The sequence below is a fragment of the Trichocoleus sp. DQ-A1 genome (assembly GCF_039961955.1).
Taxonomy (GTDB): Bacteria; Cyanobacteriota; Cyanobacteriia; order Cyanobacteriales; family FACHB-T130; genus FACHB-T130.
This window is the reverse complement of sequence record NZ_JAMPKE010000001.1, coordinates 522,397-548,764: the sequence shown is the minus strand read 5'-3', so window position 1 is coordinate 548,764 and position 26,368 is coordinate 522,397. Positions and strand designations below refer to the sequence as shown.

Below are 26,368 nucleotides of genomic sequence, written 5' to 3'. Positions count from 1 at the left end.
CTAACAAGGTTTGAGGATTGTGACCGCATAGCGGTACGGGGAGAGATACTGCTGTGCCAGCTGCTGAAGTTCTGTGTTCTCAAAAGACTGTATTTTTTCGGGATAAGTCGTGGCGACTTCAGCCGCTGCAATGGTGTTGTAATAGCCATACAACCCCGCTAGCTGGCTGGGTGCTTCTGTGGAAAAAGCATAGTCATTCGACAGCAAGCGTTTACAGCGAGAAAGTTCTCCCTCTGAAACGGGAGCGTTTTGCAACTCGGAGATCGCATCGCCAATGATTGCCTCTACTCGATCGAGATTCTCTGGAGCGAGGCAGGCACTAATCGTAAACAAACTGGAATCCCGTTGTAGGGAGAAACTACTACTAATGTTCTGGACTAATTGCTGCTGTTCTCGCAAGTTTCTGATCAGCCGGGAAGACCGTCCTTCTGCCAACAGTACCGAGATCAAGTCTAAGCCGTAGGCATTTCGCAACTGCTCTACACCCGGTCCCACCCATGCCATCATCAGACGAGCTTGTCCTAGCCTAGGTAAGTGGATTTCCTGACGCCGAATTTCTATCATCGGAGGTTCGGCTTCAGCTTCAGCCAGGGGACACTCCAGCGGCGGGGCGAAGTGCTGGAACGAGCGATTCACCAGTTCTAGTGCGGGTTCTTTCTCAACTCCCCCCACAATGACTACCGTCATATTTTCCGGCTGGTAGTGGGAGCGATGGAAGCGACGCATCTCGTCGGGCGATCGCTCTATCAGATGAGCTTCTGTTCCTAAGATGGGACGCCCGTAAGGATGGCGCTGGTAAATGCTTTCTGTCAGCGCTTGGAATCCAATAAAATCAGGATCGTCATAACTCTGGCGGATTTCCTCCAAAACTACATCGCGTTCCCGGATAAATTCTTCTTCTGGGATCGCCGCGTTTAAGAGAATATCTGCCAGAGCAGGCAAGGTATTTTCTAAATACTGAGCGGCTGTAACAATAAAGAAATGGGCGTAGTCGTGGCTGGTCGCCGCGTTCGTCATGCCGCCGGTATTTTCAATCACTTGGTCAAATACACCGGGCGGCAGTCGGTCGGTGCCTTTGAAAATCATGTGTTCCAGAAAGTGAGCCATTCCCGACCACTCTTCTGTCTCAGCGATCGCTCCCGCCCGCACCCAAACATCTACCACAACCACTGGTGTCGCTGGGATGTGTTGATAAATCACTGTTAAGCCGTTGTCCAGCTTGAATACCTCAGCTGGAAATTTTGAAGTAGTATTTAAGAGTTGCAACAAACTTTTTATTTTCTAACTGTAGTTAGATACGAATTCAATTATCCTAGCGCCTAACGCTAAATAATTATCATTTGTCGATCCAAAGTTGGCAGCTTTGCATCCATTATTTAAGAAATACAATCAAAATTTAAAACTTTCAGCCAAGTAAGATACAAAAATCCCCTTATCTCTTGGACAAGGGGATTTTAATTCTATGAGGTTCACCGCAACGCCGTTTTACCTCAGTTTATGACCTGGATAAACCAGGTGGGCACCTAATGTCTGACTTAAAGTTTCCGGGTACTTGCCCGGTCTACTGCTGTCAAAGCTTTTTGGTTCCCGTTAGAACAAGGCAAGATCAAAAAACGTTATTGGCAGTCACCAACGCCGCAGCCTAACCTAAAAATTATTATAGCAAAGGAGCTAGGCCGTGGGGGAGTGGAAGAATCTCATTTAGTTCCGCCCTCCTGTGTTCACTCCTAACCCCTACCTCCCAACCTCTAACTCCTAACTCCTAACTCCTCAGCCCTCAGTCCTCAGTCCTCAGTCCTCAGTCTTCAGTCCTCATTCCTCTGAATACCAGATAGATTCAATGGTTTGAGCGATCGCTTCTGCCTCAGAACGGTCGGCTGTTTCTAGCAAAACGGTGACGTGACCGAGTTTTCGACCGGGACGAGATTCAGTTTTGCCGTACCAGTGGACGTGAGCGTGAGGTAACTCCGCAAGCTGTTGCCGTTTGGCAAGATAATCGCTCTGGGAATGCTCGTAACCGAGTAAATTTACCATGACAGCACCCGCACTTTTGAGAGCGGGATTACCTAAGGGTAGACCGCTGACGGCTCTAAGTTGCTGCTCAAATTGAGAAGTTTCGCAGGCATCCAGGGTGAAGTGTCCGGAGTTGTGAGTGCGGGGGGCAATTTCATTGACCAACACTTTTCCGGCTGGAGTTAAAAATAGCTCAATGCCAAAGACGCCAACCGCTTGCAGGCTATCTAGAAGCGTATGTGCGATCGCTTTCACCTCTTGTTCCACCGTTGGCGTAATTGCCGCTGGCACCAAGACGCGCCGACACACTTGATCTACCTGCTGTGTTTCTACGACTGGGTAAGTCACCACCTCACCTGCGGCTGAACGAGCGGCAATAATCGCTAATTCTCGCTCAAAAGGCACAAATTCTTCTAACAACACTGGCGCATATTTCAGTCGCTGCCAAGTTGACTCTAGGGCGTGGCTATCTTTAATGATGAAGGTGCCTTGACCATCGTAGCCGCCGCGTCGGGCTTTTAGAACGACGGGAAAATCCAGGTCTTTGAGGTTCAAGGGGTGAGTGAAGGATTTGGGAAGATTTACTTCATGATTCCCGGCTTCTCCCTCAAGCGTCATAAAACTGGGAGTTGGCAAGCCGATATCTTCTAAATAGCAGCGCTGATCGTATTTATCTAACAGCGGCGCTAATACTTCCAGCCTAGGGCGAAAGCAGACGCCTTTCTGGACAAGAGAATCTAAAGCGTTCAGGTTAATAAATTCGTTTTCAAAAGTAATGACATCGCAGCGAGACGCTAACTCGGCTGTAGCGGCAGCATCATCAATGGGGGCAAAAATGGTGGAAGATGCGATCGCGACCGCTGGATCGCTCGGATTGGGCGTTTGCACCACCAATTCAATCTCCAATGCCTCCGCTGCACCTGCCATCATCCAGGCTAGCTGTCCCCCCCCAATTACTCCTACACGCTTCATCGACACCCCAAAGACTCACGAGTTGCGATACCAGTTTTAGAATTTACACCAGATGCTTTAATACAGAGTTCTTTTATTTGCGCCCCATCTAAAATTGCATCGGTGAAGTCGGCACCAGCGATATTTACACCGTCAAATATAGTACGCAATAGGATACTTTCCACCAAAACGGCATCGCTTAAATCCGCGCCGTTGAGTTTTACCTGATCGACCATTGCATTGGTTAAATCTGCCCCGTGTAAATTAGCATTCGTCATCACGGATGCACTAAAAATTGCCCCTTTTAAGTCCGCACCCTCAAAGTTAGCGAGTTCCATGTTGGCGTTGGAAAACTCAGCCACTTGCAAAATTTGACCGGAGAAATCCTTGGCTTTCAGTTCGGCATTGCTATAGGACAAGGGAGGCGGGTAGTATCCTGCTTGGGCTGGGAATGCCCAGATGAAAAGAACGATTGTTAGTAGGAACGCAGCGAGTTGCCGAAAGGTCATAGAAAAGCGCTTCAAAACACGCTATAGAGTTGGCTATCTTTCAAGTTAGTGTATTCTGAAATCCTTCAGGATGTGAACCAGACCCTTAAAATTGTGAGTAAGCGAGGTTTAAGGAAAGCTTATGCCATACTTTTTAGTGACTTGGCTACTTACAGCGATCGCGCTAATGATTACTGCATACATTGTCCCCGGCTTTACAGTCACAAATTTTCTGGCTGCGCTGGTTGCTGCGATTGTTTTGGGCTTAGTGAATGCAATTGTCAAACCCCTTTTGGTAATTTTGACATTGCCGCTGACGCTCGTGACCCTAGGGTTGTTTCTGTTTGTGATTAACGCCATCACAATTTTGATTGCTGGGGCGATTACTCCCGGTTTTAGTATCGCTGGTTTCGGGCAGGCTTTGATAGGTTCAATTGTTCTGAGTCTAGTGGCTAGTGGGCTAAACTTTTTGTTCAACAGAGAAGCCGAATAAATTAACGGATTCCGGCGTCAAAACCGGCGTCAAAACCCAAGTAGCCGCGGGGGGTAATCATCCAATCGGCGTGGGTGCGAGTGCTGCTATTGCCAATCAGTACCGTTGTCAGCATATCGATGGGAGTATCGAGTAATTTCTCAAGTGTAATCAGAGTAATTTCTTCGTCTTCTCGATAAGCTGATTTCACGATCGCTACCGGCGTTTGGCGATCGCGATATTGCAGAAAGATACTTTGGGCGATCGCGATTTGTTGGGTGCGAGTTTGCGATCGCGGATTATAAAGTGCGGTAACAAAATCTGCTTGCGCGGCGGCTGTCAGGCGCTTTTCAATCACCTCCCAGGGGGTCAGCAAGTCGCTCAAACTAATCGCACAGAAGTCGTGCATCAAAGGCGCACCCACTCGCGAGGCAGCAGCTTGTAGGGCGGTAATTCCCGGAAACACCTGCACTCCTGGCGTTTTGCCATCCCAGCCTTTTACTTGGAGTTCTTCCATGACTAACCCAGCCATGCCGTAGATGCCGCAATCTCCAGAAGAAACAACCGCTACAGTTAATCCCCAATTCGCCAATTCTATTGCTCGTTCTGCCCGTTGACGTTCCTGGGTAATCGGTAACGCTTCGACAATCTGTCCGGGACGCAGCAAAGGAGAAATGAGGTCGATATAGAGAGAGTAACCAATGATGGCGTCAGCGCAGGATACGGCGGTTTGAGCCGCTGGGGTCATTTGGTCTAATTTTCCAGGTCCCGTACCAACCAGCAATAAACAGCCTGTGCGACCCGTATATTCTCGTTCGGATTGAGCGATCGCGACCGTTACCGCCCCTGGTTGCCCTTCTAACTTAAAAACTTGTTTTACCACTTTCAGCGGAGCAATGCCTTCCGCCCCTACAGAAGCCGCATGAATTGCTGCGGCTTCAGCAACACTGGGCGTTCCGACTTCTGCTTCCACAACCGCTGAGGGAGTGGGAACGCTAACGGAACGCAGAATATCAGCCGGGAACGTTCGCAAAGGCAAGTGGCGATCGCGGCATAATTCCACTAACCCAACTTCATCGGCTTTAATATCGATGGTGGCAATTCCGGCGATCGCTTCTTGGGCTAGGTGATTTTTCTCAAACACCTGCCTAATCGCTGTTTCTATCAATGCTTTCGAGGTTCCTCGTTCGCAGCCGATTCCCACCCACAAGACTCTAGGATGCCACTGGACTGTTGGCAGCCTTGATTCTGAGGAAAATCGTTGCTGGGTGGGGCTAATCCAAATCCTCGCCTGGGATGATTTTGAACGATCGGGTTCCTGGTTAGATTGAACCATCTCTGATTGGCTAGCGAGATATTCTGGAACCCTAAAATCAAATGGATGTTTCTCAGGAAGATGACTTTGCCATAAAGTAGAACCCGCTTCCTGAATGACTTGTACTCGTTCCCCTCTCGCCACTGCTGCACTAACGCCCGTCCAGTCTCCCTCGCCTCGATTCCAGCCAAAAGGAACGCCCAGCATATCCACTGCGGGTAGTCCTAAACCAGCGGAGGCACCCGTCAAGACTGGTGTTGCCCCAATCGTAAGGGCGATCGCTTGTGCCAACCGATCCGCCCCTCCCTGATGACCGCTACACAGACTAATCACAAACTGGCTATTTTCATCCACCACGACCACTGCTGGATCGCTGGATTTATCTTGCAATAAGGGTGCAATCAAACGCACCACGGCTCCAGATGCCAAGCAGAAAACAAAGCCCCGATGCGTATTCCACAAGGTTGCTAGGTGGTCTTTGAGGGAACCGCGATAAACTTTGGCTGACGCGATCGCCCTTGTCTCTACAACATCGGTTAGAGACTCTGGAACCCAAAGAGTAGCACCCGTGGATTGACAAAGCGGCTGTAGTTTTTGGGCACCCGTGGGAGTAGTCGCGATCGCGGCTAGTGGCTGAAAATCACCTAACAGTAATACCATCGATTGTCTTGAGTTGTTTTGTGACGATTATTTTGCGCGATCGCAAAGCGTATGTCCAAAGGCTATAGCGCTAGTCGCTCTCCGGATTTTACTCTTCTTCTAGGGTTTCTGAGTCGTACTCTTCGTCTAGCTCCTCGACATCTTCACCGTATTCCTCTACGGATTCTTCGTCTTCGCCGTATTCCTCGTCTTCGTATTCTTCGTCTTCGTCTTCGGCGACGGCTTCTATATCCTCTTCATCTTCGACGTATTCTTCGTCTTCCTCTACAGCTTCTTCATCTTCGTCGTATTCCTCGCCTTCAGATTCTTCGTCTTCGTCTTCGGCGACGGCTTCTATATCCTCTTCGTCTTCGACGTATTCTTCATCTTCGGCGACGGCTTCTTCGTATTCTTCGTCTTCGGCGACAGCTTCTATGTCTTCTTCGTCTTCGACGTATTCTTCATCTTCCTCTTCGACATATTCTTCGTCTTCGGCGACGGCTTCTTCGTACTCTTCCTCGTCACTGCCGATGTCGGCGTCTGAAATATCGAGAGCATCGCCAATCAGCGGGATAATGTCATCCAAAAAGGAGGCGTCATCATCACTCCAAACGCCTCGGCTATAGTCGAGGTCGGTGACGCTGCGAATCGTCCAGCAGTCATCACAATATTCGGGATTGGTCATGTAGTCGTAGGGAATGTAACAGTATCCCTTGTCTCCCCAGTGTGCGCCCCAAGAATTGCGAACCACAAATACCCGATCTTTGTCCGAGTAACCGACGCACAACATCGCGTGACCGCCTTGAGACTCCTCTCGCTCCGGGTTAGGCATGGGAATCCCCTTATTTCCCTCCCTCATGAACGAATCGAAAAGCTGTAACCCAAAGGCAAACGGATAACCCTCGGCTAGACAATGCTTCATGGCGTACAAATCCACGTCAATTCGCTCAGCATCGTCGATCAAGAATTGGGTTGCTTCCTCATAAGCTTGGTCGTGGGGACGGTGAAACAACCGCTCTGGGTGATAGGGCCAGGTTAACTCAGAACAAGCGCCCATCTTTCGCAATACCTGGATGCAATTGCGAAGTGTTGCTCCGGCGTCTTCTTCGATTTCTCCGGCGAGCGATCGCGCATTGTAATAAATAAACAACCGGCTTACATCCCCGGCGGTACCGAGTTGGCGCATTGCCAGGTACTCGTAGGCTCCCGCCATCGCATTGCCCGTGCAACTTCCCACTTCTCCTTGATCTTCTACCGGAGTCAGGTAGTGACGCAAATCGACCCTTGGCGGCAGCTTTTCGGCTTGAAATCGATGAGCCTCGTACTTCTTATCGTTCGCATCCTTTGTGTCGGGTCGATAGCCGCCTAATTTCAACTTTTTGCCGGTCGAATGCTGGACGTAAGCAAGTTTGGGCGAATAGCGAAGATTCGACATAAAACAACCTCTTGGGTCAGCTATCGTTTTATCTGCTCATCTATCTAGGGATAGATTTATGCGCTCATTCTAACTGTCCGCCTGATGAGCGTCCAGGGATGGGAAGCGCCAGTGGATGCGATCGCTCGAAAGCCGAAATACACGCTACATTTTGCCCAAATACCAGAAACCCGGCTTCTTCAAGAAGCCGGGTTTTCCTAAGATAAGGACTTTTTACGTTTTTTAGGCGATGAGGAGTCCTGCTTATCCCTTGTCTTAACCTTGACGCCAGGATGTTAAATCTTGGCGCTGGAATCAAGCTGAGGTTGAATTTGACTAACCGAGTCAGCCGCAGGAAGCATAGATTCTAAGGGAGCAAGGTCTTGCGTCGCTACTGTGTTATGCACCGATGCTTGCAGCATTGGCGTGCGGATAATTGAATTATTCGCCAGGGTAAACAACGGGTTAGACAAAATCCCTGCCAAGGATGTCACCACTAACGACACCACTAAAGTCACTTGCAAAGGACGCATTCCCGATATATTCCAGCGAATTTCTGGATAATTCTTCACGGCGTCAGACATTTCTTGGGGTTCTTTTACCACCATCATCTTGACGACACGGATGTAGTAGTAAATCGAGACGACGCTCGTGAGCAACCCTAGTAAGACTAAGCCGTAAACACCCGCCTGCCAACCTGCCCAGAACAGGTAGATTTTTCCGAAGAAGCCAGCCAAGGGCGGAATCCCTCCCAAGGACAGCAGACAAATACTCAAGCACAAGGTCAGAAGCGGGTCTTTTTGATACAGCCCCGCGTATTCGCTAATTTGATCCGTACCCGTTCGCAGGGTGAACAGAATCACGCAGGCGAAGCCTCCCAAGTTCATGAACAGGTAAACCAGCATATAAAACACCATGCTGGCATAACCTTCTTCGGTGCCGGTAATCAAACCGATCATGACGAATCCAGCTTGGGCAATGGAAGAGTAAGCCAGCAGACGTTTCATGCTGGTTTGGGTAAGAGCAACGACGTTACCCAGTATCATGCTCAAGACTGCAAGGGCGGTGAAGACAAAATGCCACTCTTGAGTGACGAGGGGGAAAGCTGTCACCATTAGGCGGATGGCGAGGGCAAATCCAGCGGCTTTTGAACCGACGGAGAGGAAGGCTACAACAGGTGTTGGCGAACCTTCGTAAACGTCGGGTGTCCATTGGTGGAAGGGAACGGCGGCAATTTTGAAGCCAATCCCGGCGATCGCAAAGACTAATGCAATCAGCAGTCCTAAGGATAAGTCAGCGTTCGCGCTGGAAATGCCAGTAGCGATCGCGCTCAACTTCGTTTCTCCTCCCGATAGTCCGTACAGCAGCGAGACACCGTAGAGGAAAATTGCTGTACTCGAAGCGCCAATCAGCAGGTATTTTAACGCTGCTTCATTGGAACGGGGGTCGCGCTTCATGTATCCCGTCATCAGGTAGGACGAGATACTGAGGGTTTCTAAGGCGACAAAAATCGTCACCAACTCATCTGCACCACACAGAATCATTCCCCCAATGGTGGCGCTGAGCATAATCCCAATAAATTCTGCCAGGGAGGTGCCGCTTTGCTCTACGTAGCGGATCGACATCAAAATGGTGACGGCGGTAGACAAGGCAACGATGCCGCGAAAGACGACGCTCATGGCATCGCCGTTGAAGCTACCCAAGAAGCCGATGGTGTTCGTGTTCCCCCATTGATAGTACAAGGCGACGATAGAGGCGAGTAGACCCGCGATCGCGATATAGGGGGTGAAGCGCGAGGACGACCGTCCGATAATCAAGTCAACGACGAGAACTGCCAAAAGGGTGACAATTAAAATCCCCTCAGGCCAGATTGTCCCAACATTCAACTGGGCTGCAAGTTCAGCAAAACTCATGAGATATATAGTTTTGGGTATTTAGGCAGAGAGACTGAGACTCTTAATATTATTTAATTTTATGGCGTTCGGGGTTGCTTGGATTATTGATGAGGGCGATCGCTTTTGGCGTAATGAACTCGAAAGACCCTAAGAACAAGGAAAAAAGACAGGAAAGAGGCGAACTGACTTGTCAGCGCAACGCGCGATCGCGCTGTCGCTAAAATCTCAGTATGGCGATCGCGTGTCTTCGATTCTGTAACGATGACGCCATTGATTTTTTCGAGATTCTGCAAGGGCAAAAACCGATGGTACAGTCTTCTTGGGCTACTGTAACTGATGAAGAATTGATGCTCATCAGTTCTAAAAATCCAGATTTACAATTTGAGCGGAACGCTGACGGGTCATTGGTAATTATGCCGCCAACTGGAGGAATTTCTGGGAATCGAGAGGCGAAAGCAGTGGCTTATCTGCTGAATTGGGTGGAAACTCACGATTTAGGAGATGTTTTTGGTCCCAGTACGGGGTTCAAGTTAGCAAATACAGCGATTAAATCGCCGGATGTTGCTTTTGTTGCTAAAGGACGCTTGGCAGAAGATTGGGATCGGCAAGAAGATAGGTTTTTAAATTTGGCTCCCGATTTTGTTATCGAAATTCGTTCTAAATCTGATAGTTTAGAAACGCTCCAGGCAAAGATGCGCGAGTATATCGATAACGGAGTACGTTTGGGATGGTTGTTTGACCGTCAAAATCAGCAAGCTTGGGTGTATCGTCCAGATGGCTCAGTTACCCAATATCCCGCTACCGCAGTTTTGAGTGGTGAGGATGTGGTGCCTGGATTTACGTTACCTGTGCGGAGTTTGCTGTAAGCGCGATCGCGTTTAGAGACATGAACCCCCAAGAAGCAAAACCCACATTTTCTAGAGAGGCAATTTCTCTCATCTGGAGAGGGTTTTAGGTTTGTACAGAAAATTCTTCCGGATCGATTCCCCAATTTACCCAGCGAATTGCTTCACGCGCCGATTCGATATTAGGCGGAACGCGCAAGGCGTGAATGTGTCCGGTACTTGGACAAGTCATTTTTAATAAATATATTGGCTCTACATCGACCTGATTATCTATTTTTAACAATGTATATTCTTGCCAAGAATCTAATTTAGTTGCTTGCAATTCCTGGCAAATACGACTGTAGCCAATTACCTGAATTAATACTCGCCGCAGTTCCGCGTTGTCTTCTTTTAAAAGCCATTGAGGTTGCCACTGACTTGGGTGTAATTTGCCATATTCTTCCGGTAATGTTACGCCGTGATAGGAGTAAAAATTATATCCATCAGCAAATTGGATTGCCGGTTCTCCTTCGGCATGGAGGCGATTTTGGCTATCGAAAGAGATTTTTATCGGGCGTTCGCTGACTATATTTTGTTTTTCAAAGTGGCACCAAGTCCATCCTGAAAACCGCTGTAACTGCCAATAGGCTTGTCTTTGGGTGTCTCGATCAATGCAATTCAAGGCAGCAATAGACTTAACGGTTTCCCTCGCTGATTTAAATTGAGAAGATATAGCTAAAATATCAATCTTTTCTGTAGTTGGGCAGGTTTTCTTAAACAAATTAACAAGATGAGCCAATATATTAAGTTGAAGTAAAGTATATTCCTCCCAAGAATCTAATTTAGTAGCTCGTAAGTCTTGTAAAAATCCACTAGCATCCTTGATGATTACTTGCTTGGATTCAGAATAAGTCTCTTCTAAAAACGATTCGGTTCTAATAGAGCATTTGATGGGACCTTCCACGCGATCGCGTCCGTTGGATTTAGCCTTATCTGTCTCAATATCCGTTGCTTTAATTAATTCCTGCCAGTTTAATTCAGGCTCTGGAAAGCAAACTGCTACTCCCGCAGAGACAGTGCAACGATGAATGTAGTAATTCGGGTCTACGTATAGTAGCTTAGCTCCTTCCCTAAGTTGCTCGGCTAGTCGCCTACAATCTTCTAGGGAAGTTTCTGGCAAAATTACTGCAAATTCATCACCTCCTTTGCGGCAGGCTATCGCTGAGTTAGGAATATTTCTTTGTAAGAAGCTCCCCAATTCTTGCAGGAAGAAATTGCCTATTGAGAAACCAACCAAATTGTTGTACCTTTGAAACCAATCGATATTTAGCAGAATTAGACCTAATAATTGCTGACTTCTTTCTCGACACCCCTGCCACTGCAAAAATGCAAACATATAACGACGATTCAATAAACCTGTGAGCGGGTCACGAAATATTTGGTTAAATTGCAAATCATCAATCAGGAGCTGGTTCATTTATTCGGTTTAGGCTGCTTTTACCACTTCTGCGGCTTCTTCTCGGTCGATTGGCTCGGTGGAAAGCGATCGCGCTTTCCACGTCTCCCGATAAACTGGAATCAGCGCTTCTTGTGGCGTAAGTTTATCAATCTTAATCTGCGACATATCGCCATCCTTGAGGCTCGTATTCCCGCTGAATTCGCACCATCCAGCTGCCTTGGGGAATAGAAATCGCCTTATGCTCCTCGTGGGTTAAAGTTGCCGTCTCTGAGAAGACGCGCAGATAAAGCGTGCCATCTTTTTCGTACAGTTCTGCTTGTCCGTCGCTGATGCGGTGCTTGTGTCCCGTCACTTCACCTTCGGCTAAAGTCAGATGAGGTAGCGGTGGGGTTTCCCTGCCCTTAGTTGCTTCGATTTGCCTCAGGGGAAGTAAAATCACATCGCCTTGTCGAATGGGTTGCATCGGTTCTCCTCCAAATGCTGCTAAGCTGTTTCAGCCTGATGTTGGCATCCATTCTGGCACAACTCGAATACTTAGGGAGGTCGCCATTGCAATCCTCCATAAGTTAAACATTGAGATAGCTTTAAATTAAGTCTGGCGCGAACAACTCTCTTGCGAGCGGCTCTAAAAAAGCGAGTTATCTTTGGGAGAGCGAATCGTCCCTGGATGCGATTTACCGCCATTCTTGGAACCGGCTCTCGTCAAGCTTGGTACGCCAGAAGCGAGACTTCAGTCGTCGGTTTTCCGCATAAAATCCTCTCAATCGCTCTTGACATCTGACATAAAGTATTTAAATTAACTGATCAGCCCAGCTGCTATTTCTCCAAGCTCCCATGTCAACCCTCGTTATCGTCGAATCTCCCACCAAAGCACGCACCATCAGTAAATTCTTGCCTTCCAGCTACCGGGTCGAGGCGTCGATGGGTCATGTACGCGACCTGCCCCAATCCAGCAAAGAAATTCCCGAAGCCTACAAAGGGGAAAAATGGGCGCAGCTGGGAGTAAATGTGGATGCGGACTTTGAACCCTTGTATGTCGTCCCCAACGACAAAAAGAAGATTGTCACCGCCCTGAAAAATGCCCTGAAAGAGGCAGATGAATTGGTGTTGGCAACTGACGAAGACCGAGAAGGCGAAAGCATTAGCTGGCATCTGCTCCAGCTATTGAAGCCAAAGGTTCCCATCAAGCGAATGGTCTTCCACGAAATCACCAAAGAAGCCATCCGCGACGCTCTCAAGAACTGCCGAAATATCGACGAGCAGGTGGTTCGCGCTCAGGAGACGCGGCGGATATTAGACCGGCTGGTGGGATATACCCTGTCGCCGCTTTTGTGGAAGAAAATCTCCTACGGCTTATCGGCAGGACGGGTGCAGTCGGTAGCAGTGCGGCTTTTGGTAAATCGAGAGCGTCAACGTCGAGCCTTCCGCCAAGGCAGCTACTGGGATCTCAAGGCAAGTTTAAACAAAGACAAGACACCCTTTGAAGCGCGACTTGTCGCTCTCAAGGGGACGAGAATTGCCACTGGCAGCGATTTTGATGAAGCCACGGGACAAATTATTGCCGGACGGAATGTGATTCTGCTCTCGGAAGCGGAAGCGAGAAGTTTAGAGGCGCGACTGGCAGATAAAACCTGGACGGTGGCTGACTTAGAAGAGCGTCCGGTTACTCGCAAACCTTTACCGCCGTTTACCACCTCGACGCTCCAACAGGAGGCGAACCGGAAACTACATTTATCTGCCCGCGACACGATGCGAACTGCCCAGAGTTTGTACGAGCAGGGGTATATTACCTATATGCGGACAGATTCAGTGCATTTGTCGCAACAAGCGATCGCTGCCGCTCGCAGTTGTGTCGAGCAAATGTACGGCAAGCAATACCTCAGCCCGGAACCCCGCCAGTACACGACGAAAAGCAAGGGCGCTCAAGAAGCTCACGAAGCCATTCGCCCCGCCGGTAGCAGCTTCCGCACTCCCCAGGAAACCGGCTTAAGCGGTCGGGAATTTGCTCTGTATGACCTGATTTGGAAGCGCACCGTCGCTACCCAAATGGCAGAATCTCGCCAAACTCAAATTACCGTGCAGTTGCAAGTCGAAGATGCCGGTTTTCGGGCTAGCGGCAAACGGATTGACTTTCACGGCTTCTTACGCGCCTACGTGGAAGGATCGGACGATCCTCATGCAGCACTAGAAGACATGGAAGTCATCTTACCAACTCTCAAAAAAGGCGATCGCCCGACCTGCAAAAACTTAGAATCCATCGGTCACGAAACTCAGCCACCGGCAAGATACACGGAAGCTTCTCTCGTTAAGACCCTAGAAAGTGAAGGCATCGGGCGTCCTAGTACCTACGCCAGCATCATCGGCACGATTATCGAGAAAGGCTATGCCCAGATGAATGGCAACGCCCTCGTTCCCACCTTCACCGCCTTTGCCGTCACCAGTCTGCTAGAACAACACTTTCCCGATTTGGTCGATCCCAGCTTCACCTCCAAGATGGAGCAAACCCTAGATGAAATTTCCACTGGGGAAGCCAAATGGCTGCCATACCTGAAAAAGTTCTATCTCGGAGAAATGGGTCTGGCAACCCAAGTCAAGGAAAGGGAAAAGGGGATTGATGCCACCTCTGCCCGTACTATCGAATTGGACGATCTCGGTGGGGCGAAAGTCCGGATTGGCCAATATGGCCCCTACATTGAAGCTGAAAATGACTCTGGGCCAGTAAAAGCCTCGTTGCCTAAGGATCTGACCCCCTCAGACATCCACGCTGAGCTAATTGAGACGCTGCTACAGCAGAAAACAGAAGGCCCCGATAAAGTCGGCTTGCATCCGGAAACCGGCGAACCGATTTACGTGCTGATTGGCACTTACGGCCCCTACGTCCAACTGGGTGATGCCACTGAGGAGAACAAAAAACCCAAACGCGCCTCTCTTCCCAAGGGGGTCACGATTGAGGACGTCACGCTGGATATGGCAGTTGGCTTGCTATCTCTGCCGCGGACTTTGGGCATTCACCCAGAAACTAACGGCAAAGTCCAGGCAGGATTGGGACGCTTTGGCCCTTACGTCGTCCACGACCAAGGCAAGGAAGGCAAAGAATATCGCTCCCTGAAAGCCAGTGACGATGTATTGACAATTGACATCGAACGTGCGATAGAGCTGCTAGCTGAACCGAAAAAGGGACGCGGCGCGACTCGCAGCAAGTCTAAGGCACCGTTACGAGAACTGGGGACTCACCCGACTGATGGGGAACCCGTGAATATCTACGATGGCCCTTATGGCCCTTACATCAAGCATGGGAAGACGAATGCTTCTGTGCCAGAAGGGGAATCTGTGGAAGGGTTGACGATGGAAAAAGCGCTGGAAGCATTGGCAGCGAAGGCAGGTTCCACAACAAAATCTAGTCGCAAATCAACTACTAAGAGTGGAACATCTACCAAAAAGACCACAACTGGGAAGACAACCGCTAAAAAGACGACAGCAACCACTAGCACTAAGAAAAAATCTTAGTTTCTTGCCGGTGAAGGGAAGAGATCGCACTTCAATTTCGAGAAAAGACGATCGCTTCCCTTCAAAGAGTGTTAGACAAAGAGCGATCGCTTTTATCGTTGCTCAAGAAGGGAGGGGGTGTTCCCAAACTCAGCCTATATGAGATGTCTTGCCTACAATATTCGGTAGCACAACAAAATTAGGTTTAAATGCGTACCTAATGAGCAATCTGGTCGAAGACAAATGAGTCAGCTCGACAAATTTAGCATTGGAACTGGAATAATTGGTTTAGTAGCCTGTTTCAAGCGTAGAATTGCCACAAAGGGGATTGTGGCAATTGCTAAGAAAATTCCCCGCAATCGGAGAACTGGGATTCCAAGTGCGATCGCGAGGACTCCAGAGACTAAAGCTGCCACCAGCATTTCTAACAATAAAAATGGGACGGGGAATAAATTGCCGGTGAACTTAAACACCTGAGTTGATAGAATTGCTGCTATGTAACCCCCCAACGCATAGAATTCTGGAGTCGCGAGAGACATCTGACCCGCCATTAGCGGCAAGTAAACCGAAAGTCCTAGAATTTCTCCTAAAATCATCGAAACAATTAAGAAGCCATAGTTATCAATAAAATCTGATATTTATTCTTTCCTCATTCCCCCATTTTCCCAGCTTCTCTGCTTTTTTGTCGCACGGGAATTTCAATGATAAACTGCGCTCCTTCTCCGGGAGCAGAAATACATTTTAATTGACCGTTATGTTTTTCTACCACAAGCTGATAGCTAATAGATAATCCTAATCCCGTGCCTTTTCCTACTGGTTTCGTGGTAAAAAACGGGTCAAATATCCGCTGTTGTATTTCTTGGTTCATCCCTGATCCATTATCGGCGATCGCTACCACTACCCAATCTGATTCATTAATGGAAGTGCGAATAAAAATCTGTTTTTTTTCATTACCTGTTGCTTCTGATAAAGCATCAATACTATTATTGATAATATTCATAAACGCTTGATTCAACTGCCCAGCATAACACTCAATCTTGGGTAAGTTTCCATAAGCTTTAATAATTTCAATACTGGGAGAATCTCTCTCCCCATTCAATCGATGTTTTAAAATTAATAAAGTGCTATCAATACCTTCGTGAATATCAACTTTTTTAAGTTCTGACTCGTCGTGACGGGCAAAGTTCCGCAAACTAAGGACAATCTGACGGATGCGTTCGCTGCCAACTTTCATAGAAGCGAGCATCTTGGGTAAATCATCAGCCAGAAATTCCCACTCCATCTCTTCAGTCTGTTCGACAATTTCACGAACGGGATTCGGATAGTGTTGCTGATAGAGATGAACTAGGCTGAGTAAGTCTTGGGTGTAGTCATTGACATAAAGAAGATTGCCGTGAATGAAATTAACAGGATTGTTGATTTCATGAGCAACTCCCGCAACCAGTTGACCTAAGCTAGACATTTTCTCGGCGTGAATCAGTTGTGCTTGGGTTTGTTTTAGCTTATCTAAAGCTTGTTTTAGTTCTTCATTTTGGCGCAGTGTTTCTGTATTCTTCTGAACTTTTTCAGCCATTCGATCGAAAGCGATTGAAATCTGACTCAGTTCATCAGAGCCTTTTAAATTAGCACGGACTTCTAAATTTCCTTGCGCTAAGCTGTTACTAGCTGCAACCAGTTTGCCTACTCGCAAGTTCAAGGTTTTGTAAAAGAAGAACCAGAGAATGCTACAAAGCACGGCAAGAGCAACACTGTAGGTTAGCGATCGCTCTAAAGCATCGTTGTATGCCTGAGCTTTTAGCGACGAAAGGTCATACTCCAACAACAACACAGCTACCCTCGACGGTAGGATTTCTCCAGGCGAAGCTCCCAAAAGCACTGGATAAATTGCCCTGAGGGTTTGTCTATCGTCCGAGAAAATTACCTGCTTTGACTGAGTTTGCTGGACTTCTTTGATCGCTGATAAGCTGGAGGCTGCTAGAGTGTTGCTGATTAAGCGATTTTGCAAGTCAAAACGAGTTGACAAGAGTACTCGCTCATTTTCATCACAAAGCAAAGCTAACCGCAGATTAGGAGCGGGAGCAATCTGAGCGATCGCTAAATGGGCACCCTTACCTTGAGCCGTTCTGTACAAGTACTCTAGTAACGTTGCTGTTTGACTTGCAGAAAATTCAGCCTGCTGTCTGATAATCGTTTCGGTACGGGAGAAGGACTGAGAGACTTCCCGTTGAAACGAAACCAAACCTAACACACTGCCGAACACTAACAGAATCCCTGGAATCGAAAACCGCAGAGGAAAGGGGAAGCGATGCATAGGTAGACTTTTTGCAAAAATAGTTTTGCCTGGAGGCATGAACCACAGATTAACCCAGATAAACACAGATGAATCTGATATTAACTGTAGGCATCTGTGGTTTTTTCATAAAGGTATGTTGAGTGTTGCAATCGGTCTACGCTTTAGGGCTTGACATCTCTAACCAGTCTGTCATCGAGCAGAGGGTTAAGGTCTACGTCTTGTTTCAGTATGTTATTTTCAACCAAGAATTGGGATAACCGTTGGGTTCCCTTGAGCAACACAGAATTGGTTTTTCCCAAGAGTTTCTGGTTTTCCTCAAGGGTGACGAGCTGAAGCCCCTTGAGGGATGATAAGAATTGTTCGGGTGTGATTCCTTGTCGCCGTGCCATTCGACGAGCGGCATCTTCGGGATTTTTCTCAATATAATCGAGAGCGCGGAACCAACCCTGGATTAACACCTGCAATTGAGTAGCATGCGTCGTCAACAACGACTCACTGCCAATTAGCACATCGACTAATTCACCAGGAATCTGGCTGCTGTCAAAGAGTAACTTGGCTCCGGCGTTGAGTATATTGGAGCGGTATGGCTCAAAGGTGACAATGGCATCAACGCGACCTTGTTTGAACGCCTCCTCCTGCTCCGATAGCTCCACAGGGACAATCTTGACATCTTTGAGTGACAGACCGACTTGTTCTAAGCCACGACTCAGGACAAATGGTGCCAGCATTGACCTGTCAAAGCCAACCCTGCGCCCTTTTAGACTTTGCAGATTCGCGATCGCTCCTTTAGCTACAATGGCGTCTGCACCATTAGAGATATCCATAATTAGCCAAGCACGGACATCTGGATGAGTCGGCGCTAATGGCAAAAACCCAGTCATCGGTGTGGCGCTCATTTCTACTTCACCGTTCCGGTAAGCTCTGTTTGGGTCGAAGTTGGGATACTCCACTAATTGAATCGGGGTTTTACCGTAGTATCCCAGTTCGCGAGCTAGAAATAGAGGTTCATACCCAGGCCAAACATTGGTACCAATCCGTAAGGGTTTCAGGGGTGCTGGGACACAACTGATTAGAATGAAGCTTGAGAGGGCGATCGCCACAATTAACAACTTCACAGGCAAAGTGAAACCTCTCATCTTTATTCCTCTGAGTGCAGTCCTAATAGAAAGCTCTTTTTACCTGAGTATTATCGAATACTTTTCAGGACTAGACTTTTCTGAGGAGCAATCGCCCCAGTAATCCTTGTTGTCGAACCAGAAGCATGATGAACAAGATAGCCCTGCTCGGAGCCGTAAATCAAGCCTTGGTGCTGCAATCGGGCGATCGCTCCTTGGAGACTGCCTCCTCTAGACAGGTAATGCTTGTGAGCGATCGCTGTTATTAGATCCACGAACCCGAAACTGCGATCGCTTCCCTTCAAAGAGTGTTATTTTATCGCCTACCCTCTTTCCACTCTTCCCCACCTGGTAGCTGAACTAAATTCTCATCAATGATTGCTGGTAAAGTTTTTGCCGAAGGTTCATACGTTAAATCGAGCAATCTCTGAGCCGTCATTATTAAATCTGTTCTATCCACCGACGCTGCAAGTTGGCAAGGATGATAAAAATAATCCATAGCTTCTATATTTGCCGGACGAAGTGCTGCCTCAATTGCCTCTTCTAGAAAAGGCTTCCATTCATCTTGCTCGATGTAGTAAGACGTTTTATTCTCTTTGAGATTTAATGTTTGAATTTGCTGGAGAGAATCTGAAATTAAAGCTGCCCAGGAATTAGTTAAACACTGGTCAACTTGGTTTTGAATCAAGTGAGTCAGCATTGTGACCAGACACGCTTCGATATTACAAAGGATCGCTTGTTTACTCATTACTCATCCCCTCCAGCTCATGCACAATTGCCAAAGCATCTGCATAGCGTCCTTCTAAGATGCTGGTTCTTAGGTTGATTAGTTCTTGAGTCATAAAGCTACCTTCACAGATAGGCGCTGATAGGCTGAATATAGCATTCAGCCACCTGACATCTTGACTACCCCCTTAAGCGATCGCTCCCACACACTTTGGTATCAACTCAAGCGCTGGCGAAGCCACAAAGCAAACAGAGGCAGAGCCAGTCGATAGCCTTGTTCGGAGCCGTAAATCAAGCCTTTGTGCTGCAATCCCGCGATCGCACCTTGAAGACTCCCCCCTCTAGACAGGCAATGCTTGTGAATGTAATCTCGACTTTGCGGCTTGTCAGTGGGGTCTAACGCCAGAGACTCCAACAGATGCGTCTGGTTAGCTGGAAGCAGCATCAGTAATGACTCGAAGACCATCGATAGGTCGGCTAGCAGTTCTTGGATTGCCTGCTGGACGTGCCAATCGCGAATTAGCCCGTCAGAAACTCGTACCGACTTTAGGCGTCGCACTAGTGCCGAAGCATCGCCTAAGTGTCCCTGTACCGCATTGACAAAGAGTTCCAGCGCTTGCGATCGCGGATCGAATGTCAACCCTTCGCCATGCAAAACTTCCTGAACCCAAGCAGCAACAACATCATTAGCTAAGGGAGCCAGCTTCACGATTTCCAAATGATTCCCCGGTTCATCAGCATGAAGACTGATTTCTGCAATCGTTGCCACCAGTACATAACTCACCTGAGTCTGGCGCTCGATTTCTTTCCGCAAAAATGTTTCCCACACCCCATTGCGATCCCAAGAGCGGATATGGGGAAAGCTTTCCAAAATCAGCACCACCCGTCCGCCCGAAGATTCGGCTAACCCTTGCAGGAGATCGAGTAATACCTCAAATGCGCTCCATTGCTGCTGTTGATCTTCTACCCGAACGGGTTTCAGCCGCTCTCTACCATTCCCTTCGTCTTGCAGGACAAATAATTCAGCGGCCTTGCGTTCAATCCACTCTCGCATGAAAACTTGAGCAGTAGCACTTTGAAACGTCTGGTCTATACTCTCGCACAGCAATTGCACGAAGCGCTGACCATCAGTAACCCGGATGCAGTCAACCTCCACGATTTTAATTCCAACTTCCTGAGCTGCGCGCCGTACCAGAGTCCGCCGTCCGCTTCCCGGCACTCCAGTAATTAGCAGGTCGCCATCACGCGCTAAAACCTGCGTAATTCGCTGGAATTGCCCTTGCCGCCCAACTAATTGAAACGGTGCTGATAAATCCACAAGATTCACGGCTTTAGCGTCCCGCTCCCAAGTGTAGAAACCTTCTGGCAGCACGCCTTGACTCGTTGGCAAGCCGCCACCTGTATCGGTGGACAAGCCAGGGCTGAGGTTAAGCATTGATTTGCCAATCGATTCTGTCACACCGCTATTGCTGCGTGTTTTATCCTACCCGATCGCAAGCTCAAACCAACAAGTTAGTGTGGCATGAGTCTATAGTTTACCCTGGCACTTTTCAATAGTGTTAATACTTTCCGGCACTATTTAAAAGTGCTATATATCTTTTAGCACCATTTAACAGGCATTTACTCATAGGCAATTCCCGTGTTAGAAGCATTCGTCTTCGCAACAATATTCTGCGGATTTTTGGGCATCATCCTTAAAAAGAACCTGGTTATGAAGATCATCTCTATGGATGTCATGAGTACAGGGGTTATCGCCTATTACGTGCTGATTGCATCGCGAGATGGTTTATTCACCCCCATTATTTCAGACGCCGCAAAAGGGGCTTACGCCGATCCGGTTCCCCAGGCGGTCATATTGACAGGGATTGTGATTGGCTTTTCGATTCAGTGCTTAATGCTGGTCGGTGTCATGAAGTTGGCACGGGATAATCCCACCCTGGAAACCAACGAGATCGAGAAGAGCAATACCCCATGAATACCATTACCCTTGCATGGATCGCACTACCGTTTTTCTTGGGGTTCACCATCTATCTGTTCCCCAAACTTGACAAAACCCTTGCACTGTTTACAGCTTTTGCTTCGGCTGCATATGCGTTGCAGCTATTTGTCGAACAGTCGCCCCTGAAACTAGAGTTACTAGATCATTTCAGCGTCACATTAATAGTCGATCAGTTAAGCGGCTACTTTATCTTGACCAATGCGCTGGTAACAGCCGCAGTCATCCTCTACTGTTGGCAAAGCGATAAGACGACTTTCTTTTATGCACAAGCCATCATTTTGCATGGCAGCCTCAATGCCGCGTTCGCCTGTGCCGACTTTATCAGTTTATACGTGGCGTTAGAGGTGAGCGGGATTGCCGCATTTCTCTTGATTACCTATACCCGCACCGATCGCTCGATTTGGGTTGGCTTGCGCTATCTGTTTATCAGCAACACGGCAATGCTGTTTTATCTGGTGGGTGCGGTGCTTGCCTATCAGACCAATCATTCGTTTAGTTTTGCAGCTTTGCGCGGGGCACCACCGGAGGCGCTTGCCCTTGTATTTCTGGGACTCTTGATTAAAGGGGGAATCTTTGTATCGGGATTGTGGCTACCGTTGACCCACTCCGAATCGGAGACACCAGTATCGGCGTTGCTGTCGGGAGTTGTGGTCAAAGCTGGAGTCTATCCGCTAGTGCGTTGTGCGCTGATGGTGGATGAACTCGATCCACTCATCCGGATTTTCGGAGTTGGGACAGCCCTGCTAGGCGTGTTCTATGCTGTCTTTGAAAAGGATGCCAAGCGGATGCTGGCGTTTCATACGGTTTCGCAGTTAGGCTTTATCCTCGCTGCGCCAGTCGTAGGTGGCTTTTATGCACTGACTCACGGACTGGTCAAATCGGCACTCTTCCTGATTGCGGGTGCTTTACCAAGCCGCAACTTCAAGGAACTGCAACATAAGCCGATCAATACAACCGTCTGGATTGCTCTGGTCATCGCCAGCTTCTCGATCTCAGGCTTTCCCTTGTTGTCCGGCTTTGGGGCGAAGGTGTTAACGACGAAAAATCTTCTGCCCTGGCAAGCGATCGCCATGAATGTTGCGGCGTTGGGAACAGCTATCTCGTTTGCCAAATTCATATTCTTGCCGCATAAACCGGACGGCGAGGATGTAGTAAAGCCTGGTTTCTGGCCAGCAGTGAGCCTGCTACTCGGTGGCTTGTTTGCGGCAAACGTTGTCTATTACGAGGCGTATAGCCTTGAGAATATCGTGAAACCACTGGCAACCATAGGCATTGGTTGGTTGGCGTATCTGTTGATTTTCAAACGATCCGTACTCAAGCTGCCCCGTGTTATGGAGCAATTTGAGCATCTGATCGGTGGGATGAGTCTCATGTTAATCCTGCTCTTTTGGATGGTGTTGCCATGATTGGGTATTTGAATCTGATATTGCGACTGGCCATCTGGTTTTTGCTAACTGCTAATCTGAGTCCGGCAAATATCATCATTGGTATCAGCATCGCACTCCTTTTACCGGGACGCCCCAAAGCCCCAGGACGATTGAAGGACTGGCTGCGGGCGCTGTGGGAAACGCTCGTGGCGATTCCGCAGGCATATAAGGAAGCCTTTGAAATGATCCTCCGTCCCCATAATTACGAAGATGTGACGATGGAACAAGTCAAACCTGGACGGACACCTGGACTCATCTTCCTGGATATATTTCTGATCACCTTTACGCCCAAAACCATTGTCTTGAAGTACCACGAAAATGGCTGGTACGAAGTCCACTGGGTGCGACGGAGGAGAAAAGCATGAACTTGGCACTGAACTGGGCACTGGTTGCGATGATTCTGGCTATGCTCATACCCATGTACGAGGCTTGGCAGGATGATGATATTTGGCAAAAAATGTTGGCATTTTCCAGTGTCGCCAGCAAGACATCCATCATACTCCTGGTTGTATCGGTCTTACGAGATGATTGGATGCTCGGTGTTGTAGGAGTCATCATCCTGAGTGTGGGTAATGCCGGATTAATGTTGTTGGCACAAATCCTTAAACGACTGAATCAAGTATGATTACCGCACTTAGTTACGCCTGTATCGGTATCGGAATTTTCTTCTGGTTTTGGGGAACCTTCCCCCTAATCGGCGATCGCTCGGTATTATTCAAGCTGCATACTCTTTCAGTTGCAGATACACTCGGCTCGATGCTCATTATTGTTGGACTGCTCCTGCCGAAAGTACCTAGCGAATGGCCGCTGCTCATCCTTGGCATTATCACCTTAGCAATCTGGAATACAGTGCTGGGGTATGTATTGGCATACTCTTCCAGCACAGGAGGGAACGATGAATGATAGCTATATCTATGTCATAACCGCCCTGATGCCCTTGTCCTCGCTCATGCTGTTACTTCAGACCAATCCTTACCATGCCCTGGTAATTCAGGGAATATCGGGAGCGGTGGCGACATTGGTATTTGCGGTTTTGGGGGCGGCAGATGTTGCTTTGACACAAGCCTTGATGGGGACTCTACTGGCGATTACGCTTTATGCGATCGCGGTGCGTTCATCGCTGGTGATGCGTCTTGGTGTACTCGAAGACGGGGCAATCAAGATAGATGACGAGTGCCATTTAGGGCAACTCATGGATGAGTTACGAACAATTTTCAGCAAACACTATATGCGTCTTGAGGTAGTCCCGTACACGAATACACAGGCTTTGCACCGGGCGCTGATGGACAAAGAAATCCATGCGACCTGTGCCAGACGAGAATACGATAATCAAGACCTCGTAGCGAGTCAAGACGAACAGCAACCCTATCACACCACAACTAGGGTTCGACGCCTCTATGAGATCATGCGAACCGAACTTTCGTCACCAGCGACAAACCTAACTTATGTAAATGCACCAGACTCAGGGGAGAAACATCTATGAAATGGGTCTACATTGCGGCGGGAATAGCGCTGTTCGTCAAATTCCTCGTGATGCCGAATCCGGCACCGGACTTATCGCTGTCGATTGTCCAAACGCTTGTACAAGAAAGCGGAGTACCTAATGCAGTTACGGCTGTCATTCTCAGGAATCGGTTATATGACACGATCTTTGAAGTGGTGGTATTTACAATCGCGGTAATGGGTGCCCATTATCTACTGGCGAACGAACGACCATTCTGCGCGATCTATCAGTTCACCGATCAACCATCGATTATTATGGCGCGTCTGGGAGCAACCATTGCCGCGTTAGTGGGTATCGAACTAGCGATTCGGGGGCATCTGAGTCCTGGCGGTGGTTTTGCGGCTGGAGTTGCAGGCGGAACCGCGATCGGTCTTGTTGCGATTACCTCATCAACGGAGTGGATGCAGGAAATCTACAAGCGCTGGAACGCCGCTACATGGGAGAAGGTTTCGGTTCTGATTTTCATTGTCCTGTCGGTTATCACTCTAGCCGGATACGAATTACCGCACGGAGAGTTGGGCGCACTTTTCAGCGGCGGGGTTATCCCCCTGCTCAATATTCTGGTTGCCGTCAAAGTCGCGTTGGGTTCTTGGGCGGCTGTTTTGGTGTTTATTCATTATCGGGGATTGTTGTAAGAGATTATGCAGCTACTTAAAGAGTGGAACAATCCAAGCAGCAGTTAGGCTCATCAACACGAGAATCTCTAAAACTTTGAGAGGAAAGGACAGTTTCAACCACTCTTTAGCAAAAGTCGGTTGCCAACCAGACCACCATTGAAGAATATTTTCTCGCCACAAAGTGGGACTATCTTTAGGGCGGAACTGGTAACTTAATATTGACAAGAGAAGGGGAATTCCTCCTACCTTGGCACTCATTAAGAGATGCAAGGCGATACAGACAACCATCACTACCCATGAAATGAGGTGAGCATAATACCAACCATGATTAAGCTCTCCCCTTGGCAACCAATTTTCATCCATCATCTTGCCAGAGAAAACGGCAAAAGTCAGTGCCAAGATAGCAAGGGTGTTAATAACTCGATGCAGCGTGTACCACCATACAGGTTTACCCAACTGTCCAAGTTTTGCCACAAAATCCTGCTGGATAAGTCTTGTGTGTCCACGATGGAAAGCATATAGAGCAAATAGAGGAAATACAAGTAAGGCATATAGCCCAAACGTGCCATGAATTCCTTCTATTTCCTTTAACTCAGGCAAGGGAATTCTTCCCCATCGCCCATCGTAGACATCGTATGTCCAGAAAGCGGTCAAAATCGCAGCAATTACGAAAAGACCAGTAAAGCCATGCAGAATACGGAGAAGAAAAGGTTGATATGGCTCAGAGGGTTTTGCAGGCATGAACTGAAATTGTCCACTCATCTTCCACTCATTCAATTGTCTCACTCTGCGATCGCCTATCCAAAAAAGCCATAACCTATCAATTTAGATAGTGGTTGACGGATGCTTGGCAGAGTTTGAGAATAGGAGATCGCCTATTCTCCCTAGTCATGATGCTCCCCTAATGAAAAATCCTTTGAGGTTATGGGTGATTTACTCAATGATTTGAGGAGCGATCGCCTTTGAAGTAGGTTGACCTAAAATCCTTTCGTTGCCACCTCAGCGTTATCAGGTTTAACACGGGCGTTGGTGCTGCTGGTTGTAGTTTTGGGGGCTGCCAGACTTACCGAACCGATTTCGATGGCAGTGTTAACGGGGATTGCCCTTAGGGTCGGGATTGATATTCTCGACTGGAGTTTCCCTGAAGCGATCGCACCAGCGATCCCTCAAGGGTTCCCCGATCATGTACGGGGTGTTGTTCTTGACAGTGTTTGTGGATCTGATCGTGGCAGTGGGTGTTGGTGTATTTATTGCCAATATCCTCACTATTGAACGGTTGAGCAATTTGCAATCCAAGGAAGTCAAGTTGATTACCGATACGGATGACGATGCGCGGTTGACCAATGAACAGAAGCAACTGCTGGATAAAGGCAACGGACGTGTCTTGCTGTTTTACCTGACTGGTCCAATGATTTTTGGCTTGTCGAAAGCGATCGCACGGGAACACAATGCCATGAAGGAAGCCGATGCGTTGGTGATGGATCTTAGCGATGTGCCCTTGCTAGGGGTAACGGCTTCGCTGGCGATTGAAAACGCGATTCGCGATGCCCACGATAAGGGGTTACAGGTTTACATAGTCGGTGCCAGCGAGAAAATTCAGCGCCGCTTGCAAAAGTTAGGACTGTTCGATCTAGTGACCCGAGAGCATATCTTAAGCGATCGCACTGAAGCCCTGCGTCAAGCGGTTGATCTGGTTTACCGCAAAGAGATAGTTGCCTAATTCACCTGTTT

The 26,368-nt window shown here is 48.2% G+C and carries 25 protein-coding genes, 1 other RNA gene and 3 pseudogenes; 11 read left to right on the top strand and 18 right to left on the bottom strand.

Going from position 1 to position 26,368, the window contains the following annotated elements:
* The 4 genes from NDI33_RS02465 to NDI33_RS02450 form a co-directional block, all read right to left on the bottom strand.
* A complete protein-coding gene (locus tag NDI33_RS02465) occupies positions 1-1,269 on the bottom strand; it encodes a pitrilysin family protein (RefSeq protein ID WP_190678541.1) in 1,269 nt (422 codons plus the stop codon).
* Between the two features lie 196 nt (positions 1,270-1,465).
* A non-coding RNA gene (gene ssrS, locus NDI33_RS02460) (6S RNA) lies at positions 1,466-1,647 on the bottom strand.
* A 165-nt stretch (positions 1,648-1,812) separates the two neighbouring features.
* Positions 1,813-2,985 carry a 5-(carboxyamino)imidazole ribonucleotide synthase gene (locus NDI33_RS02455; RefSeq protein ID WP_190678539.1) on the bottom strand — a complete coding sequence of 391 codons (1,173 nt, stop codon included), beginning with the start codon at positions 2,983-2,985 and terminating at the stop codon, positions 1,813-1,815.
* A complete protein-coding gene (locus tag NDI33_RS02450) occupies positions 2,982-3,473 on the bottom strand; it encodes a pentapeptide repeat-containing protein (protein ID WP_190412943.1) in 492 nt (163 codons plus the stop codon). The genes NDI33_RS02455 and NDI33_RS02450 overlap by 4 nt, the downstream gene beginning before the upstream one ends.
* Positions 3,474-3,594: 121 nt before the next feature.
* Here NDI33_RS02450 and NDI33_RS02445 point away from each other — a divergent pair, with 121 nt between their 5' ends.
* Positions 3,595-3,945: a phage holin family protein gene (locus NDI33_RS02445; protein ID WP_190412944.1), complete on the top strand. Its 351-nt coding sequence runs from the start codon at positions 3,595-3,597 to the stop codon at positions 3,943-3,945.
* 1 nt (position 3,946) lies between these two features.
* Here the strand turns inward: NDI33_RS02445 and cobJ are convergent, their stop codons facing one another.
* The 4 genes from cobJ to NDI33_RS02425 all read right to left on the bottom strand — a co-directional run bounded on the left by cobJ (position 3,947) and on the right by NDI33_RS02425 (position 9,480).
* Entirely contained in the window at positions 3,947-5,899 is a 1,953-nt protein-coding gene (cobJ, locus tag NDI33_RS02440) for a precorrin-3B C(17)-methyltransferase (RefSeq protein WP_190678537.1), read from the bottom strand.
* An 88-nt stretch (positions 5,900-5,987) separates the two neighbouring features.
* Positions 5,988-7,313, bottom strand: coding sequence for a C1 family peptidase (locus NDI33_RS02435; RefSeq protein WP_190678535.1), 1,326 nt, complete (start codon positions 7,311-7,313; stop codon positions 5,988-5,990).
* A 275-nt stretch (positions 7,314-7,588) separates the two neighbouring features.
* Positions 7,589-9,205, bottom strand: coding sequence for an NAD(P)H-quinone oxidoreductase subunit N (locus NDI33_RS02430; RefSeq protein WP_190412947.1), 1,617 nt, complete (start codon positions 9,203-9,205; stop codon positions 7,589-7,591).
* Between the two features lie 83 nt (positions 9,206-9,288).
* Complete coding sequence (locus NDI33_RS02425; protein WP_190678533.1) at positions 9,289-9,480, bottom strand: hypothetical protein; 192 nt, start codon at positions 9,478-9,480, stop codon at positions 9,289-9,291.
* Positions 9,481-9,492: 12 nt separating this feature from the next.
* On the opposite strand from NDI33_RS02425, the gene NDI33_RS02420 reads away from it, so the two are divergent.
* A complete protein-coding gene (locus tag NDI33_RS02420) occupies positions 9,493-10,053 on the top strand; it encodes a Uma2 family endonuclease (protein ID WP_190678532.1) in 561 nt (186 codons plus the stop codon).
* An 85-nt stretch (positions 10,054-10,138) separates the two neighbouring features.
* Here the strand turns inward: NDI33_RS02420 and NDI33_RS02415 are convergent, their stop codons facing one another.
* From NDI33_RS02415 to NDI33_RS02405, 3 genes are read right to left on the bottom strand one after another with little or no spacing between them, the layout of a single operon-like run.
* Entirely contained in the window at positions 10,139-11,488 is a 1,350-nt protein-coding gene (locus NDI33_RS02415; protein ID WP_190678531.1) for a GGDEF domain-containing protein, read from the bottom strand.
* Positions 11,489-11,497: 9 nt separating this feature from the next.
* The gene (locus NDI33_RS02410) at positions 11,498-11,635 is read right to left on the bottom strand and encodes a hypothetical protein (protein WP_190678611.1); all 138 of its coding nucleotides are present in this window, start codon (positions 11,633-11,635) and stop codon (positions 11,498-11,500) included.
* Positions 11,622-11,933, bottom strand: a complete 312-nt coding sequence (locus NDI33_RS02405; RefSeq protein ID WP_190678530.1) for a hypothetical protein — start codon at positions 11,931-11,933, stop codon at positions 11,622-11,624. Before NDI33_RS02405 ends, NDI33_RS02410 begins: the two co-directional genes overlap by 14 nt.
* A gap of 371 nt (positions 11,934-12,304) precedes the next feature.
* On the opposite strand from NDI33_RS02405, the gene topA reads away from it, so the two are divergent.
* On the top strand, positions 12,305-14,977 hold the full coding sequence (gene topA, locus NDI33_RS02400) for a type I DNA topoisomerase (protein ID WP_190678529.1): 2,673 nt from the start codon (positions 12,305-12,307) through the stop codon (positions 14,975-14,977).
* A gap of 281 nt (positions 14,978-15,258) precedes the next feature.
* On the opposite strand, the pseudogene NDI33_RS02395 reads toward topA, so the two are convergent.
* The 6 genes and pseudogenes from NDI33_RS02395 to NDI33_RS02370 form a co-directional block, all read right to left on the bottom strand.
* Positions 15,259-15,594, bottom strand: a pseudogene (locus tag NDI33_RS02395) (branched-chain amino acid ABC transporter permease); the annotation flags it as partial.
* An 11-nt stretch (positions 15,595-15,605) separates the two neighbouring features.
* Positions 15,606-17,267 (bottom strand): ATP-binding protein, encoded by a 1,662-nt coding sequence (locus tag NDI33_RS02390; RefSeq protein WP_242033259.1) that lies wholly within the window; start codon positions 17,265-17,267, stop codon positions 15,606-15,608.
* A 143-nt stretch (positions 17,268-17,410) separates the two neighbouring features.
* A complete protein-coding gene (locus NDI33_RS02385; protein WP_190678528.1) occupies positions 17,411-18,385 on the bottom strand; it encodes an ABC transporter substrate-binding protein in 975 nt (324 codons plus the stop codon).
* 50 nt (positions 18,386-18,435) lie between these two features.
* The gene (locus tag NDI33_RS02380; protein ID WP_190435359.1) at positions 18,436-18,639 is read right to left on the bottom strand and encodes a hypothetical protein; all 204 of its coding nucleotides are present in this window, start codon (positions 18,637-18,639) and stop codon (positions 18,436-18,438) included.
* A 41-nt stretch (positions 18,640-18,680) separates the two neighbouring features.
* A pseudogene (locus NDI33_RS02375) lies at positions 18,681-19,206 on the bottom strand (hypothetical protein).
* 101 nt (positions 19,207-19,307) lie between these two features.
* The gene (locus tag NDI33_RS02370; RefSeq protein ID WP_190678607.1) at positions 19,308-20,417 is read right to left on the bottom strand and encodes an AAA family ATPase; all 1,110 of its coding nucleotides are present in this window, start codon (positions 20,415-20,417) and stop codon (positions 19,308-19,310) included.
* Between the two features lie 312 nt (positions 20,418-20,729).
* On the opposite strand from NDI33_RS02370, the gene NDI33_RS02365 reads away from it, so the two are divergent.
* Genes NDI33_RS02365 through NDI33_RS02335 form a run of 7 tightly spaced genes read left to right on the top strand, consistent with a single transcriptional unit; the run spans position 20,730 to position 24,655 of the window.
* The gene (locus tag NDI33_RS02365) at positions 20,730-21,065 is read left to right on the top strand and encodes an NADH-quinone oxidoreductase subunit K (protein WP_190410940.1); all 336 of its coding nucleotides are present in this window, start codon (positions 20,730-20,732) and stop codon (positions 21,063-21,065) included.
* Complete coding sequence (locus tag NDI33_RS02360; protein ID WP_190435141.1) at positions 21,062-22,495, top strand: cation:proton antiporter; 1,434 nt, start codon at positions 21,062-21,064, stop codon at positions 22,493-22,495. Before NDI33_RS02365 ends, NDI33_RS02360 begins: the two co-directional genes overlap by 4 nt.
* Positions 22,492-22,881, top strand: a complete 390-nt coding sequence (locus NDI33_RS02355) for a Na+/H+ antiporter subunit E (RefSeq protein WP_190435138.1) — start codon at positions 22,492-22,494, stop codon at positions 22,879-22,881. The genes NDI33_RS02360 and NDI33_RS02355 overlap by 4 nt, the downstream gene beginning before the upstream one ends.
* 8 nt (positions 22,882-22,889) lie before the next feature.
* Positions 22,890-23,141 carry a hypothetical protein gene (locus tag NDI33_RS02350; RefSeq protein ID WP_190435332.1) on the top strand — a complete coding sequence of 84 codons (252 nt, stop codon included), beginning with the start codon at positions 22,890-22,892 and terminating at the stop codon, positions 23,139-23,141.
* The gene (locus NDI33_RS02345) at positions 23,138-23,419 is read left to right on the top strand and encodes a monovalent cation/H(+) antiporter subunit G (RefSeq protein ID WP_190529263.1); all 282 of its coding nucleotides are present in this window, start codon (positions 23,138-23,140) and stop codon (positions 23,417-23,419) included. Before NDI33_RS02350 ends, NDI33_RS02345 begins: the two co-directional genes overlap by 4 nt.
* The gene (locus NDI33_RS02340) at positions 23,412-23,999 is read left to right on the top strand and encodes a DUF4040 domain-containing protein (RefSeq protein ID WP_190678527.1); all 588 of its coding nucleotides are present in this window, start codon (positions 23,412-23,414) and stop codon (positions 23,997-23,999) included. Before NDI33_RS02345 ends, NDI33_RS02340 begins: the two co-directional genes overlap by 8 nt.
* On the top strand, positions 23,996-24,655 hold the full coding sequence (locus tag NDI33_RS02335) for a Na(+)/H(+) antiporter subunit B (RefSeq protein ID WP_190678526.1): 660 nt from the start codon (positions 23,996-23,998) through the stop codon (positions 24,653-24,655). The genes NDI33_RS02340 and NDI33_RS02335 overlap by 4 nt, the downstream gene beginning before the upstream one ends.
* Positions 24,656-24,667: 12 nt before the next feature.
* Here NDI33_RS02335 and NDI33_RS02330 read toward each other — a convergent pair whose 3' ends face one another.
* The gene (locus NDI33_RS02330) at positions 24,668-25,399 is read right to left on the bottom strand and encodes a cytochrome b/b6 domain-containing protein (protein WP_242033258.1); all 732 of its coding nucleotides are present in this window, start codon (positions 25,397-25,399) and stop codon (positions 24,668-24,670) included.
* 231 nt (positions 25,400-25,630) lie between these two features.
* Between NDI33_RS02330 and NDI33_RS02325 the strand changes: the two are divergent.
* Positions 25,631-26,357, top strand: a pseudogene (locus tag NDI33_RS02325) (STAS domain-containing protein); the annotation flags it as partial.
* Positions 26,358-26,368: the final 11 nt, after the last annotated feature.

Excerpts from the sequence above, each read along its gene's own strand:
- NDI33_RS02455 (WP_190678539.1), bottom strand. The coding sequence starts at position 2,985 with ATGAAGCGTGTAGGAGTAATTGGGGGGGGACAGCTAGCCTGGATGATG.
- NDI33_RS02450 (WP_190412943.1), bottom strand. The coding sequence starts at position 3,473 with ATGACCTTTCGGCAACTCGCTGCGTTCCTACTAACAATCGTTCTTTTC.
- NDI33_RS02445 (WP_190412944.1), top strand. The coding sequence starts at position 3,595 with ATGCCATACTTTTTAGTGACTTGGCTACTTACAGCGATCGCGCTAATG.
- cobJ (WP_190678537.1), bottom strand. The coding sequence starts at position 5,899 with ATGGTATTACTGTTAGGTGATTTTCAGCCACTAGCCGCGATCGCGACT.
- NDI33_RS02435 (WP_190678535.1), bottom strand. The coding sequence starts at position 7,313 with ATGTCGAATCTTCGCTATTCGCCCAAACTTGCTTACGTCCAGCATTCG.
- NDI33_RS02430 (WP_190412947.1), bottom strand. The coding sequence starts at position 9,205 with ATGAGTTTTGCTGAACTTGCAGCCCAGTTGAATGTTGGGACAATCTGG.
- NDI33_RS02420 (WP_190678532.1), top strand. The coding sequence starts at position 9,493 with ATGGTACAGTCTTCTTGGGCTACTGTAACTGATGAAGAATTGATGCTC.
- NDI33_RS02415 (WP_190678531.1), bottom strand. The coding sequence starts at position 11,488 with ATGAACCAGCTCCTGATTGATGATTTGCAATTTAACCAAATATTTCGT.
- NDI33_RS02410 (WP_190678611.1), bottom strand. The coding sequence starts at position 11,635 with ATGTCGCAGATTAAGATTGATAAACTTACGCCACAAGAAGCGCTGATT.
- NDI33_RS02405 (WP_190678530.1), bottom strand. The coding sequence starts at position 11,933 with ATGCAACCCATTCGACAAGGCGATGTGATTTTACTTCCCCTGAGGCAA.
- topA (WP_190678529.1), top strand. The coding sequence starts at position 12,305 with ATGTCAACCCTCGTTATCGTCGAATCTCCCACCAAAGCACGCACCATC.
- NDI33_RS02390 (WP_242033259.1), bottom strand. The coding sequence starts at position 17,267 with ATGCATCGCTTCCCCTTTCCTCTGCGGTTTTCGATTCCAGGGATTCTG.
- NDI33_RS02385 (WP_190678528.1), bottom strand. The coding sequence starts at position 18,385 with ATGAGAGGTTTCACTTTGCCTGTGAAGTTGTTAATTGTGGCGATCGCC.
- NDI33_RS02360 (WP_190435141.1), top strand. The coding sequence starts at position 21,062 with ATGAATACCATTACCCTTGCATGGATCGCACTACCGTTTTTCTTGGGG.
- NDI33_RS02355 (WP_190435138.1), top strand. The coding sequence starts at position 22,492 with ATGATTGGGTATTTGAATCTGATATTGCGACTGGCCATCTGGTTTTTG.
- NDI33_RS02345 (WP_190529263.1), top strand. The coding sequence starts at position 23,138 with ATGATTACCGCACTTAGTTACGCCTGTATCGGTATCGGAATTTTCTTC.
- NDI33_RS02340 (WP_190678527.1), top strand. The coding sequence starts at position 23,412 with ATGAATGATAGCTATATCTATGTCATAACCGCCCTGATGCCCTTGTCC.
- NDI33_RS02335 (WP_190678526.1), top strand. The coding sequence starts at position 23,996 with ATGAAATGGGTCTACATTGCGGCGGGAATAGCGCTGTTCGTCAAATTC.
- NDI33_RS02330 (WP_242033258.1), bottom strand. The coding sequence starts at position 25,399 with ATGAGTGGACAATTTCAGTTCATGCCTGCAAAACCCTCTGAGCCATAT.